This is a genomic window from Pseudomonas sp. LBUM1656 (assembly GCF_059716065.1).
Map to the genome: position 1 here is coordinate 3,553,921 of NZ_CP166800.1, position 13,768 is coordinate 3,567,688.

Here is a 13,768-nt window from a genome sequence, read left to right on the forward strand (position 1 = left end):
GGGTGCAGCGGCGCAGTAACGCGCCGCCCAGTGAAGATTACGACCGCGGGGGACTGGGATAGTGCGAAGCAGGTGCAGCCGCAGGGCACGTGTAGCAGCTGTCGAGCCTGCGAGGCTGCGTTCGGCGACGAAGTCGTCGCTGGATCCGGCACTGCGGTGTATCAGGGGGATCCAGCATTCAGGATTTACGACGACTGCGTCGCCGAACGCAGCCTCGCAGGCTCGACAGCTGCTACGAACGGTGTGGAGCATGACGATTGAGGCGGTGCGCTGATGGTTTCAGCGCACGTCATGGGTTTCAGGCCGCCAACTGGCCGCTGGCAATCGCTGCCGACGCCGCCAGCATCGCCCGCAACAACACCGCACACCCGGCCGCCAGGTCATCCGGCGCGGCGTTTTCGATTTCGTTGTGGCTGATGCCGCCTTCGCATGGCACGAAGATCATCCCCGCCGGGCCGAGTTCCGCGAGGAAGATCGCGTCGTGCCCGGCTCCGCTGACGATGTCCATGTGCGACAGCCCCAGACCCTGGGCGGCGCCGCGTACCGCTTCGACGCAGCCCTTGTCGAAGTACAGCGGTGGGAAGTCGGCAGTGGGCGTGAGTTCGAAGGTCAGGCCGTGTTCTTCGCAGGTGGTTTCGATGACTTCGCGGACTTCAGCAATCATCGAGTCCAAGCGCGCCGGTTCCAGATGACGGAAGTCCAGGGTCATGCGCACTTCGCCGGGGATGACGTTGCGTGAGCCTGGATAGGCTTGCAGGCAACCGACGGTGCCGCAGGCGTGAGGTTGATGACCGAGGGCGGCACGGTTGACGGCACCGACGATCACTGCGGCGCCAACCAGGGCATCCTTGCGCAGGTGCATAGGGGTCGGCCCGGCGTGGGCTTCGACACCGCGCAGTTTCAGGTCGAACCATTTCTGGCCGAGAGCGCCCATCACGATGCCGATGGTTTTGTGTTCGTCTTCGAGGATCGGGCCTTGCTCGATGTGCGCCTCGAAATAGGCACCGACGGCGTGGCCACTGACCTTGCGTGGGCCGGCATAGCCGATGGCATTCAGGGCTTCGCCAACCGTGACGCCCTCGGCATCGACCTTGGCCAGTGTTTCTTCGAGGGTGAATTTTTCCGCGAACACGCCGGAACCCATCATGCACGGGGCGAAGCGCGAGCCTTCTTCGTTGGTCCAGACCACCACTTCCAGCGGTGCCTCGGTTTCCACACCGAGATCGTTGAGGGTACGCAGCACTTCGACGCCGGCCAGTACGCCGAAGCAGCCGTCGAACTTGCCGCCGGTGGGTTGGGTGTCGATGTGGCTGCCGGTCATCACCGACGGCAGGTTCGGGTTGCGCCCTGGGCGGCGGGCGAAGATGTTGCCGACCGCGTCGATGCTGACGGTACAACCGGCCTCCTCGCACCAGTTGACGAAGATGTCCCGGGCCTGACGGTCCAGATCAGTCAGGGCCAGGCGGCAGACGCCACCCTTGACCGTGGCGCCGAGTTTGGCCAGGTCCATGAGCGACTGCCACAAGCGGTCGCGGTTGATGTGCTGATGGGTGGACTGCAGAACGTCTACAGCAGCGTTCATGATGATCTCCTCAGGCAGTTCTTATGGATTTCTTCAGGCATTTCTTGGGTGTCTTGGCGGCCGCCATCGCGAGCAGGCTCGCTCCCACATTTGGAATGCATTCCCCTGTGGGAGCGGGCTTGCTCGCGAAGAGGCCAGTGTTCACACCGGAGATTTGACGACGGTTGGGCTAGGTCGCATCGAGCACAACCCGTAATAAATCAGCCCACCCAGCGCCGAGCCGGTGAACCAGCCATAGCTGTAGAACCAGCTGAACGCATCGCTACCCAGCGACAGCACCGTCAGCATCACCGGCACGCCAAACGCAATAAACCCAAACCAGTTCCACGCCGGGTACACGTCATCGCGATACAACCCGGCCAGGTCCAGTTGCTGTTTCTTGATCAGGAAATAGTCCACCACCATGATCCCGGCGATCGGGCCCAGCAGGCTCGAATAACCCAGCAACCAGTTGGAATACACCGTCTCCAGGCTTAAATCAGAAACGATCAACCCGAGCTTCTTCAACAGCTCATGGGCCATCAGCGCCAAGCCGACCAGGCCGGTGAGCAACACCGCTGTGGTGCGGTTGATGAGCTTGGGCGCGACGTTCTGGAAGTCGTTGGTCGGCGAAACGATGTTGGCCGCGGTGTTGGTCGACAACGTGGCGATGATGATCAGTGCCATGGCCAATGCGACCCAGACCGGGCTCTGGATATGGCCAATCAGGGTGACCGGATCGGAGACGCTGACGCCCACCAGTTTCACCGACGCGGCCGTCATCACTACGCCCAGCGATGCGAACAGAAACATGGTCAGAGGCAGGCCGATAATCTGCCCGACGATCTGATCCTTCTGGCTTTTCGCATAGCGACTGAAGTCCGGGATGTTCAGGGACAAGGTGGCCCAGAACCCGACCATGGCGGTCAGCCCGGCGGCAAAGTAACTGACCACGCTGGCCCCTTCCGGACGCTTGGGCGGGATCGCCATCAATTCGGTCATCGACACGTTCGGCATCGCCCATACCAGCAGCCCCACGCCCACCAGCACCAATAAAGGCGCGGAGAGGGTTTCGAGCCATTTGATCGAGTCTGCACCGCGAATCACCACCCACAGGTTCAAGGCCCAGAACACCATGAAACCGATCACTTCACCGGTCCCGCCGAGGGCTTTCCAACCGTCGAACACCGAGCCGAGGAACAGGTGAATGGCGAGTCCGCCGAACATCGTCTGAATGCCGAACCAGCCGCACGCCACCAGCGCCCGGATCAGGCACGGAACGTTGGAACCGAGGATGCCGAAGGAGGAACGCAGTAGCACCGGAAACGGAATGCCGTACTTGGTGCCGGGAAAGGCGTTCAGGGTCAGGGGGATCAAGACGATGATGTTGGCGAACAGAATCGCCAGCAGCGCTTCGCCGACGCTCAGGCCGAAATAGGCGGTGAGCACCCCGCCGAGGGTGTAGGTCGGCACGCAGATCGCCATGCCAACCCACAACGCGGTGATGTGCCATTTGTTCCAGGTTCGCTCGCGCACCTTGGTCGGTGCCATGTCGTGGTTGTAACGGGGACTGTCGAGGACGTCGCTGCCGGCTTCGAGCTCAAACAAGCCGTCGCGCTCGGTCACTTGCGATCTGATCTGTTGCATGGCCGCTCCACTGTTCTTTGAATTATTTTTTGCTCATCAGGGGCTGGCGGCATCAATAAACGTGCCGGGCACCCCGTCTGCGCATCGGGCAGTTCCACAAAAACTTCGCAACCAACTGATGTTAATCAGTTTTTATATAGAGTTCAGATAAGCCCTCGGTTAATTGCTTGTCCACTCAGGCCGAATGCCAGGCAAGTTGTCCGAACAGTCAGGGCTCAATCTGGTGCATACGTCTTTTTTTCAAAGTTGCGCATCAACCATAGACCATCCTCAAGCAGCTGATTTCACATAAGAAATCTCGTTCATTTTTAGAACCTGTCAAGTGCGTCAAAATGGTTCGAGGCCACACCATTTTGGTGATTTTCAGTTTTAATTGTTATTTATCAATACGTTAAAACAGACATAAGCTTATAAAAAATATTCTTGCTCATTCCATAAACTCAGACTAGCTTCTATTCCTGACAGCGCTGACAGGAATACACATATTTGCGTCGGCTTCATATAAAACATTTAGAACCGACATAAGTCGGTCATTGCCTGCGAGGAACTCGGAATGTCTCTGTTGATCCGTGGCGCCACCGTTATTACCCATGATGAAAGTTATCGCGCCGACGTCTATTGCGCCGACGGCGTGATTAAAGCCATCGGCGAACATCTTGAAGTTCCGGCCGGCACCGAAGTGCTCGACGGCAGCGGCCAATACCTGATGCCCGGTGGCATCGACCCGCACACGCACATGCAACTGCCCTTCATGGGCACCGTCGCCAGTGAAGACTTTTTCAGTGGCACGGCGGCAGGCCTTGCCGGTGGCACCACGTCGATCATCGATTTCGTCATTCCCAATCCGCAGCAATCCTTGATGGAGGCCTTCCATCAATGGCGTGGGTGGGCCGAGAAGTCAGCATCGGATTACGGCTTCCACGTCGCCATCACCTGGTGGAGCGAACAGGTTCGCGAGGAAATGGCCGAGCTGGTCAGCCAGCACGGGGTCAACAGCTTCAAGCATTTCATGGCGTACAAGAACGCGATCATGGCGGCCGATGACACCTTGGTGGCGAGTTTCGAGCGTTGCCTGGAACTCGGCGCGGTACCGACGGTGCACGCGGAAAACGGCGAGCTGGTCTATCACCTGCAACGCAAGTTGATGGCCCAGGGCATGACCGGCCCTGAAGCGCACCCGTTGTCGAGGCCTTCTCAAGTGGAAGGCGAAGCCGCGAGCCGGGCGATCCGCATCGCCGAAACCCTGGGCACGCCGCTGTACCTGGTGCATGTCTCGACCAAGGAAGCCCTCGACGAAATCACCTACGCCCGCAGCAAGGGCCAACAAGTCTACGGTGAGGTCCTGGCCGGGCATTTGCTGCTGGACGACAGCGTCTATCAACACCCGGACTGGCAGACCGCCGCCGGTTACGTGATGAGCCCGCCCTTCCGGCCTCGCGGCCATCAGGAAGCGCTTTGGCATGGCCTGCAATCGGGCAACCTGCACACCACCGCCACTGACCATTGCTGCTTCTGCGCCGAGCAAAAAGCCGCCGGCCGCGATGACTTCAGCAAGATCCCCAACGGCACCGCCGGTATCGAAGACCGCATGGCCGTGCTCTGGGATGAAGGGGTGAACACCGGGCGTTTGTCGATGCAGCACTTCGTCGCGCTCACCTCCACCAACACCGCGAAGATCTTCAATCTCTACCCGCGTAAAGGCGCGATTCGCGTGGGTGCGGATGCGGACCTGGTGCTGTGGGATCCAGAGGGGACGCGGACCATTTCGGCGAAGACCCATCACCAGCAAGTCGACTTCAACATCTTCGAAGGCAAGACCGTACGCGGCGTGCCGAGTCATACCGTGAGCCAGGGCCGAGTGGTGTGGGCCGATGGTGATTTGCGCGCCGAGCGTGGTGCCGGGCGGTATGTCGAACGGCCGGCGTACCCGGCGGTGTTTGATTTGCTGAGCAAGCGGGCTGAGTTGAACAGGCCGACTGCTGTGAAACGCTGATCTGTACCGATGATCGTTCCCACGCTCCGCGTGGGAATGCCTCTAGGGACGCTCCGCGTTCCATTGGGACGCAGAGCGTCCCGGGCTGCATTCCCACGCAGAGCGTGGGAACGATCAGCCCACCAGAGGCATCACCTCAAATAACCGTGAGGCCAACACCGTGATCAAGACCCTGAACCACCTCCCGCATCCCTACGAGAATGCAGCCGCCCTCGCCGGCCATTTCACCGACCTCGCACCACCACTCAACGACCGCCAGGCGCATCTGGAAGCCTCGCGTTGCCTGTATTGCTACGACGCGCCGTGCTTGAACGCCTGTCCGAGCGAGATCGATATTCCGTCGTTCATTCGCAATATCCATCAGGAGAACGTCCAGGGCGCCGCGCAGAAGATCCTCTCGGCGAACATCCTCGGCGGCAGCTGCGCCCGGGTGTGCCCGACAGAAATCCTCTGCCAGCAAGCCTGCGTGCGCAACAACGATCACGAGTGCGCACCGGTGCTGATCGGCCTGTTGCAACGTTACGCCGTCGATAACGCGCACTTCAGCGAACACCCCTTCCAGCGCGCCGCCGCCACCGGCAAACGCATCGCCGTGGTCGGTGCAGGGCCGGCCGGGTTGTCCTGCGCTCACCGCAGTGCCATGCACGGCCACGACGTGGTGATTTTCGAGGCCCGCGAGAAGGCTGGCGGCCTCAACGAATACGGGATTGCCAAGTACAAACTGGTGGACGACTACGCGCAAAAGGAACTGGATTTTCTCTTGGCGATTGGCGGCATCGAACTCCGCCACGGCCAGAAACTCGGCGAAAACCTGACCCTCAGCGAACTGCATCAGCAATTCGATGCGGTGTTCCTCGGCCTCGGCCTGGCCGCCAGTAAACAACTCGGCTTGCCTCACGAGGATTCACCCGGCCTGCTCGCTGCCACCGAGTACATCCGCGAACTGCGTCAGGCGGATGACCTGAGCCAACTGCCGCTGGCGGATCATTGCATCGTCCTCGGCGCCGGCAACACGGCCATCGACATGGCCGTGCAAATGGCCCGCCTCGGGGCTCGCGACGTGAATCTGGTGTACCGTCGTGGTGTCGAGGAAATGGGCGCCACCGGCCACGAACAGGACATCGCCAAAGCCAACCAGGTGCGTCTGCTGACCTGGGCACAGCCCGAAGAAGTGCTGCTCGACGACCAAGGCAACGTGCGCGGCATGCGCTTCGCCCGCACGCATTTGGTAGAAGGCCGCCTGCAAAGCACTGGCGAAACCTTCGAGCTGGCCGCCGACGCGATTTTCAAAGCCATCGGCCAAGCCTTCGATGCAAGTGCCCTCGCCGATCCGCTGGCGCGCGAACTCAAGCGCCAGGGCGATCGAATCGAGGTCGATGAACAGCTGCGCACCAGCATCCCCGGCGTGTATGCCGGCGGCGACTGCACCAGCCTCGATCAGGACCTCACCGTGCAAGCCGTGCAGCATGGCAAACGGGCTGCCGAAGCCATCAACGCTCAACTGATGCTCAACGTGGAGGCTGCGTAAATGGCCGATCTCTCGATTGTCTTCGCCGGCATCAAATCGCCCAACCCTTTCTGGCTGGCCTCCGCGCCGCCTACCGACAAGGCCTACAACGTGGTCCGCGCCTTCGAGGCCGGCTGGGGCGGCGTGGTCTGGAAAACCCTGGGTGAAGACCCGGCGGCGGTCAACGTGTCGTCGCGTTACTCGGCGCTTTTCGGCGCCAACCGTGAAGTGGTCGGTTTCAACAATATCGAACTCATCACCGACCGCTCACTGGAGATCAACCTGCGGGAAATCACCCAGGTCAAAAAGGACTGGCCGGACCGCGCGCTGATCGTTTCGCTGATGGTGCCCTGCGTCGAAGAGTCGTGGAAATTCATCCTGCCGCTGGTGGAAGCCACCGGCGCCGACGGCATCGAGCTGAACTTCGGCTGCCCCCATGGAATGCCGGAACGGGGCATGGGCGCGGCGGTCGGCCAGGTGCCGGAGTACGTCGAGCAAGTCACCCGCTGGTGCAAGACGTACTGCTCGCTGCCGGTGATCGTCAAGCTCACGCCGAACATCACCGACATCCGCGTCGCCGCCCGTGCGGCCCATCGCGGCGGGGCCGATGCGGTGTCTCTGATTAACACCATCAACTCGATCACCAGCGTCAACCTGGAGCGCATGGTCGCCAACCCCGCCGTCGGCAGCCAAAGCACCCATGGCGGTTATTGCGGCTCGGCGGTGAAGCCGATTGCGCTGAACATGGTCGCCGAAATCGCCCGCGATCCACAGACCCAAGGCCTGCCGATCTCCGGCATTGGCGGCATTGGCAGCTGGCGTGATGCGGCGGAATTCATCGCCCTGGGCAGCGGCTCGGTGCAGGTGTGCACGGCGGCGATGCTGCATGGCTTCCGCATTGTCGAGGAGATGAAGGACGGGTTGTCACGCTGGATGGACAGTCAGGGTTACGCCAGCATCTCGGACTTTTCCGGTCGCGCGGTGGGCAACACCACGGACTGGAAGTACCTGGACATCAACTATCAGGTGATCGCGAAGATCGATCAGGAGGCGTGTATTGGTTGCGGACGCTGCCATATCGCTTGCGAAGATACTTCACACCAGGCAGTCGCCAGCCTGAAACAGGCAGACGGGACGCATAAGTATGAAGTGATTGATGATGAGTGCGTGGGCTGCAATTTGTGCCAGATCACCTGCCCGGTGGAGGATTGCATCGAGATGGTGCCGATGGAGAATGGGAAACCGTTTCTGGATTGGAATCATGATCCGCGTAATCCGTACCATGTTGCTCCCTAACCGATCGTTCCCACGCTCTGCGTGGGAATGCACCCCGGGACGCTCCGCGTCCCAAAGCGGACGCAGAGCGTCCATTGAGGCATTCCCACGCAGAGCGTGGGAACGATCGAGTTAGGGCTCCAACCCGATCCCCCGCAAGATCACACTCGTCACCGTCTGCACCGCCCGCTCGAACTGCATGTCCGACAGCGGCTGATGATCATTGAGGATATTCACCTGATGATCAAAGTCAGCGTAATGCTGGGTCGAGGCCCAGATCATGTACAGCAGGCTTGAAGGCTCCACCGGCAGGATGCGTTTGTCATCCACCCACTGACGGATTTTCGCTTCTTTCATCTTCGCCCAGTCGTACAGGCTCGCGTCCAGCGCTTCGCCCAGCGTCGGGGCGCCGTGGATGATTTCGTTGGCCCAGACTTTCGAGCCATAAGGCCGGCTACGGGAGTGGTTCATCTTGGCGCGGATGTAACTGCTGAGCACCACGCGCGGATCGTCGAACATCTCGAAGCACAAGGCGTCCTGCTTCCAGACTTCCAGCAACCCCAACAGCACGGCACTGTACAGCTCACTTTTGGTGCTGAAGTAGTAATGCAGATTGGAGCGCGGCAGTTGCACTTCTGCGGCAATGTCGGCCATGGCGGTGCCGCCGAAGCCTTTTTCAGCGAAGACCTTTTCGGCCCCCAGCAAAATCTTCTCGACGTTACTGCGACGAATCTCGATCTTGTGATTGCCCATGAGGGCTCCCTGGCAACAGCGTTGGCCAAGACTAGCATCCGCTCTAGCTCGCGGCGACAAGGGAAAACGAAACTTCGTCTACCCAGGTTCTCGCAGGTAAACTGGCGCCTCTTCGAACTTGCCTCAGAGGTATTCACGATGCTGCTCAAGAAAGCCCTGACCACCGCCGCCCTGCTCGGCTCGCTGCTCGCCGCTTCGTCGGTGTTTGCCCATGCCCATTTGAAAAGCCAGACCCCGGCCGCCGACAGCACCGTGGCCGCGCTAACGGAACTGCGCCTGGTGTTTTCCGAAGGTGTCGAAGCGACGTTCACCAAGGTCACGATCAGCAAGGACGGTGCCGATGTGCCGGTGAAAAACCTGGCCACCGAAGGCAGTGACAAGAAGACCCTGATCGTCACGCCAGCAGTGCCTCTGACGGCCGGTGCTTATAAAGTCGAATGGCATGCGGTGTCGGTCGACACCCACAAAAGTGAAGGCGCGTACGGCTTCAAGGTTGGCCAGTAATTCATGACCAGCGCGATGGTGCTGTGCCGCTTTCTGCATTTCACCGTGGTGCTGATGCTGTTCGGGGCCTGGGTGTTCAGGCCTTTGCTTTCAGGTCCTGACACGGTACTGGATCAGCCGCTGGCGCGAGTGACCCGATGGCTCGCGGCGGTGGCGCTGGTCAGTGGCGTCTGCTGGTTGCTGCTGATCACCGCCAGCATGGCCGGGGCCGGGGAGGCGGCGTTCGATCCGTCGACCCTGCGGCTGGTTTTGGGCAATACGTTTTTCGGTCAGGTGTGGCGCTGGCATCTGCTGTTCAATGTTCTGTTGGTGGCGCTGCTGCTGACGCCTTGGCGCTCCAGTCATCTCCTGCGGACCGGCCTCGTCAGCCTGCTGCTGGCGACCCTCGCCCCGGTCGGTCACGGCGCCATGCTCGACGGTCTTCAAGGCCAATTGCTGATCCTCAATCAAATCGTTCACCTGACCTGCGTCGGCGCCTGGCTCGGCGGGTTGATGCTGTTGGTAATGATTCTGCGGCAACCGGCAGGCCGTGACATCCGCGCAATACTGCAGCGTTTCAGTGGCGTCGGTTACGCCTTGGTCGCCGGGTTGCTGGTGACCGGGTTGATCAACATTCGCGTACTCACCGGGCAGTTTTGGCCGACGCCGTTGTTGTCCGGGTTTGCGTTGATTCTGCTGATCAAGGTGGTGTTAGTGGCGATGATGCTGGGGTTGGCGGTGGTCAACCGGCTGCGGATCAGGGACTGCGAGCAACGCCTGGCAACGCTGAAAACCAGCGTAATTGTGGAATGGTTGCTGGGGATTGGCGCGGTTGCAGCGATTTCCCTGCTGGGCACCCTGCCCCCGATGATCGCTGGCTAAACGCAGATCTAATGTGGGAGCGGCCGTGCGACTTGCTCGCGAAGGCGGTGTTTCAGTTAACGCTGATGTCGACTGATACACCGCCTTCGCGAGCAAGTCGAATCGTCGCACCGCCGCTCCCACAGGGATTGCGTCCGCATTCGCAAGTCATCGTATAACTTCTGATTGACATTCCCTGAATCCCTCGCAAATAATCCTCCTAATGTTGTACGACGACGTATGACAAAAAATAAAAACAACAAAAAAAAGGGAGCGTCACTGTGAGCACACTCGTCCGCAATTCCTTCGCCAGCACCCCTCGCCCGACCTTCGTCCGCCGCCACACCCTGAGCCTGATTGGTTGCAGCAGCCTCGCCTTTGCCTTGCCCATAACCAGTAACGCCGAAGGTTTCGTCGATGACGCCAAAGCCACGCTGAACCTGCGCAATGCTTACATCAATCGCAACTACACCAACCCGGCCTACCCACAGGGCAAGTCTGAAGAGTGGACGCAGAACTTCATCCTCGACGCCAAGTCTGGGTTCACCCCGGGCCCCGTGGGTTTCGGCGTGGACGTGCTGGGCCTGTACTCGCAAAAACTCGACGGCGGAAAAGGCACGGGCGGTACGCAGCTGCTGCCGATCCACGACGACGGCCGTCCTGCCGACAATTTCGGCCGCATGGGCGTGGCACTCAAAGGCAAAATCTCGAAGACCGAAGTGAAGGTCGGGGAATGGATGCCGGTGCTGCCGATCCTGCGCTCCGACGATGGCCGATCGCTGCCGCAGACGTTCCGGGGCGGCCAGGTGACGTCCACCGAGATCAGCGGCCTGACGCTCTACGGCGGCCAGTTCCGCCAGAACAGCCCGCGCAACGATGCGAGCATGGAAGACATGTCCATGAACACCAAAGCCGCGTTCACCTCGGACCGCTTCAACTTCGGTGGCGGCGAATACGCGTTCAACGACAAGCGCACCCAGGTCGGCGTTTGGTACTCGGAACTCAGCGATATTTACCAGCAGCAATATTTCAACCTGAGCCACAGCCAGCCCATCGGCGACTGGACCCTGGGCGCCAACCTCGGTTATTTCATCGGCAAGGAAGACGGCAGCGCCTTCGCCGGCGACCTGGACAACAAGACCGCGTTCGCCATGCTCTCGGCCAAGTATGGCGGCAACACCTTCTACGTCGGCCTGCAAAAACTCAGCGGCGACGATGTCTGGATGCGCGTCAACGGCACCAGCGGCGGCACCCTGGCCAACGACAGCTACAACTCCAGCTACGACAACGCCAAGGAAAAATCTTGGCAGCTGCGCCACGACTACAACTTCGTCGCCCTCGGCATCCCCGGCCTGACGATGATGAACCGGTATATCAGCGGCGATAACGTGCACACCGGCGCGATCACCGATGGCAAGGAATGGGGCCGCGAATCGGAACTGGCCTACACCGTGCAAAGCGGCCCGCTGAAGAACCTCAACGTCAAATGGCGCAACGCGACCATCCGCAAGAGCTTCAGCACCAACGAATTCGACGAAAACCGGATCTTCATCAGCTACCCGATTTCGTTGTTGTAACGCTGAACTCTTTGCATTCACATCGATCCTGTGGCGAGGGAGCTTGCTCCCGCTGGGCTGCGAAGCGGCCCCCTGCAATCCTCCAGGAAAAAAGGGTTGTCCGATTTACGACTGCTTCGCCCGAACGCGGACCGGCCGACGGGAGCAAGCTCACTCGCCACAGGTTCAGTGCGTTTGGCGACCCTCCGTCATTTTCAACCAAAGTCGCGTTGACAAGACTCGGAAAGCCTAACGATACTTCGACACAGTCATACGACAACCTACAACAAAAATTGCGTACACAGGGACTCCCATGACCACCACTCCTACAGCCCCTTTCAATCGCCTGCTGCTGACCGGCGCCGCCGGTGGCCTCGGTAAAGTCTTGCGCGAAAGCCTGCGCCCTTATGCCAACGTCATTCGCCTGTCGGACATCGCCAACATGGCACCTGCCGTCGATGACCGCGAAGAGGTCGTCACCTGCGATTTGGCCGACAAGCAGGCCGTGCACCAACTGGTCGAAGGCGTGGACGCGATCCTGCATTTCGGCGGCGTATCGACGGAGCACGCATTTGAAGAAGTCCTCGGCGCCAACATCTGCGGCGTCTTCCACATCTACGAAGCCGCGCGCCGCCATGGCGTGAAGCGGGTGGTTTTCGCCAGCTCCAACCACGTCATCGGTTTCTACAAACAAGGCGAAACCATCGACGCCCACTGCCCTCGCCGCCCGGACAGCTACTACGGTTTGTCCAAGTCCTACGGCGAAGACATGGCCAGTTTCTATTTCGATCGCTACGGCATCGAGACCGTCAGCATTCGCATCGGCTCCTCGTTCCCGGAACCGCAAAACCGCCGAATGATGAGTACCTGGCTGAGCTTTGGTGACCTGACCCACTTGCTCGAACGCGCGCTGTACGCACCCAACGTCGGCCACACCGTGGTCTACGGCATGTCCGACAACAAGAACGTCTGGTGGGACAACCGTCTCGCGACCGCCTTGGGTTTTGCACCTCAGGACACCTCCGAAGTGTTCCGCGACAAAGTCGAAGCGCAACCGATGCCAGCCGCTGATGACCCGGCCATGGTTTACCAGGGTGGCGCGTTTGTCGCCGCCGGCCCGTTCGGTGACTGAACCCGCTGACCTCACTTGATCACCACAACAAAAACCCAAGGGAATGAGTTGCCATGCAAGCCGAATTGATTGTCGATGCCCGAAACGCGGTCGGTGAAAGTCCGGTCTGGGTCCCCGAGGAGAACGCCCTGTATTGGGTGGATATTCCTGCCGGTGGACTGCAGCGCTGGAGCGCCGACAGCGGCCATGTCCATGCCTGGACCGCCCCGGAAATGCTTGCCTGCATCACCCGTCACAGCGACGGCGGCTGGGTGGCGGGGATGGAAAGCGGCTTCTTCCATTTGCACCCGCACAACGACGGCAGCCTCGACAGCGAATTGCTCGCGCACGTCGATCATGCCCGTCCCGACATGCGCCTGAACGACGGTCGTTGTGATCGTCAGGGGCGTTTCTGGGCTGGCAGCATGGTGCTCAACATGGGCGCCAACGCCGCCGATGGCACGTTGTATCGCTACAGCGCCGGGCAGCGTGGGCCACTCGATGCGCGACTCGACGGGTTCATCGTGCCCAACGGTCTGGGCTTCAGCCCGGACGGCCAGACGATGTACTTGTCTGACTCCCATCCCTTGGTCCAGCAAATCTGGGCCTTCGATTACGACATCGACAGCGGCACGCCGTCCAACCGGCGACTGTTCGTCGACATGAATCAATTCCCCGGTCGCCCCGACGGCGCCGCCGTTGATACCGAAGGCTGCTACTGGATCTGCGCCAACGACGCCGGGCTGATTCACCGCTTCACCCCGGACGGCCGACTGGACCGATCCCTCGCCGTCCCCGTGAAAAAACCCACCATGTGCGCCTTCGGTGGCAGTCGACTGGACACGCTGTTCGTGACCTCGATCCGCCCCGGTGACGACCATGACCCTCAGTCATTGGCCGGCGGCGTGTTCGCACTCAACCCCGGCGTCAAAGGTTTACCGGAACCGCTGTTCAACGATCTGCTTTAACCGTTTCTGCTGCACCGCTGCGCCTTGAATACAAAAAAAATAACAAACTGGAG

The 13,768-nt window shown here is 60.5% G+C and carries 11 protein-coding genes; 8 read left to right on the forward strand and 3 right to left on the reverse strand.

Going from position 1 to position 13,768, the window contains the following annotated elements:
• Window positions 1–298: 298 nt before the first annotated feature.
• Both ACA072_RS15970 and ACA072_RS15975 read right to left on the reverse strand, forming a co-directional pair.
• Entirely contained in the window at window positions 299–1,582 is a 1,284-nt protein-coding gene (locus ACA072_RS15970) for a Zn-dependent hydrolase (RefSeq protein WP_497618893.1), read from the reverse strand.
• 141 nt (window positions 1,583–1,723) lie between these two features.
• Window positions 1,724–3,208 (reverse strand): NCS1 family nucleobase:cation symporter-1, encoded by a 1,485-nt coding sequence (locus ACA072_RS15975; protein ID WP_497618894.1) that lies wholly within the window; start codon window positions 3,206–3,208, stop codon window positions 1,724–1,726.
• Window positions 3,209–3,761: 553 nt separating this feature from the next.
• On the opposite strand from ACA072_RS15975, the gene hydA reads away from it, so the two are divergent.
• The 3 genes from hydA to preA all read left to right on the forward strand — a co-directional run bounded on the left by hydA (window position 3,762) and on the right by preA (window position 8,004).
• Window positions 3,762–5,201 (forward strand): dihydropyrimidinase, encoded by a 1,440-nt coding sequence (gene hydA, locus ACA072_RS15980; protein WP_497618896.1) that lies wholly within the window; start codon window positions 3,762–3,764, stop codon window positions 5,199–5,201.
• 160 nt (window positions 5,202–5,361) lie between these two features.
• A complete protein-coding gene (locus ACA072_RS15985) occupies window positions 5,362–6,729 on the forward strand; it encodes an NAD(P)-dependent oxidoreductase (protein WP_497618898.1) in 1,368 nt (455 codons plus the stop codon).
• A complete protein-coding gene (gene preA / locus ACA072_RS15990) occupies window positions 6,730–8,004 on the forward strand; it encodes an NAD-dependent dihydropyrimidine dehydrogenase subunit PreA (protein WP_497618900.1) in 1,275 nt (424 codons plus the stop codon).
• Window positions 8,005–8,115: 111 nt separating this feature from the next.
• Here the strand turns inward: preA and ACA072_RS15995 are convergent, their stop codons facing one another.
• On the reverse strand, window positions 8,116–8,736 hold the full coding sequence (locus ACA072_RS15995) for a TetR/AcrR family transcriptional regulator (RefSeq protein WP_497618902.1): 621 nt from the start codon (window positions 8,734–8,736) through the stop codon (window positions 8,116–8,118).
• Window positions 8,737–8,874: 138 nt separating this feature from the next.
• On the opposite strand from ACA072_RS15995, the gene copC reads away from it, so the two are divergent.
• The 5 genes from copC (at window position 8,875) to ACA072_RS16020 (ending at window position 13,715) form a co-directional block, all read left to right on the forward strand.
• Window positions 8,875–9,240: a copper homeostasis periplasmic binding protein CopC gene (gene copC / locus ACA072_RS16000; RefSeq protein WP_497618904.1), complete on the forward strand. Its 366-nt coding sequence runs from the start codon at window positions 8,875–8,877 to the stop codon at window positions 9,238–9,240.
• 3 nt (window positions 9,241–9,243) lie between these two features.
• The gene (copD, locus tag ACA072_RS16005; protein WP_497618906.1) at window positions 9,244–10,101 is read left to right on the forward strand and encodes a copper homeostasis membrane protein CopD; all 858 of its coding nucleotides are present in this window, start codon (window positions 9,244–9,246) and stop codon (window positions 10,099–10,101) included.
• A 260-nt stretch (window positions 10,102–10,361) separates the two neighbouring features.
• Window positions 10,362–11,657, forward strand: a complete 1,296-nt coding sequence (locus tag ACA072_RS16010) for an OprD family porin (protein WP_497618908.1) — start codon at window positions 10,362–10,364, stop codon at window positions 11,655–11,657.
• 292 nt (window positions 11,658–11,949) lie between these two features.
• Window positions 11,950–12,768, forward strand: a complete 819-nt coding sequence (locus tag ACA072_RS16015) for an NAD-dependent epimerase/dehydratase family protein (protein ID WP_497618910.1) — start codon at window positions 11,950–11,952, stop codon at window positions 12,766–12,768.
• Window positions 12,769–12,821: 53 nt separating this feature from the next.
• Window positions 12,822–13,715 (forward strand): SMP-30/gluconolactonase/LRE family protein, encoded by an 894-nt coding sequence (locus ACA072_RS16020; protein ID WP_497618912.1) that lies wholly within the window; start codon window positions 12,822–12,824, stop codon window positions 13,713–13,715.
• Window positions 13,716–13,768: the final 53 nt, after the last annotated feature.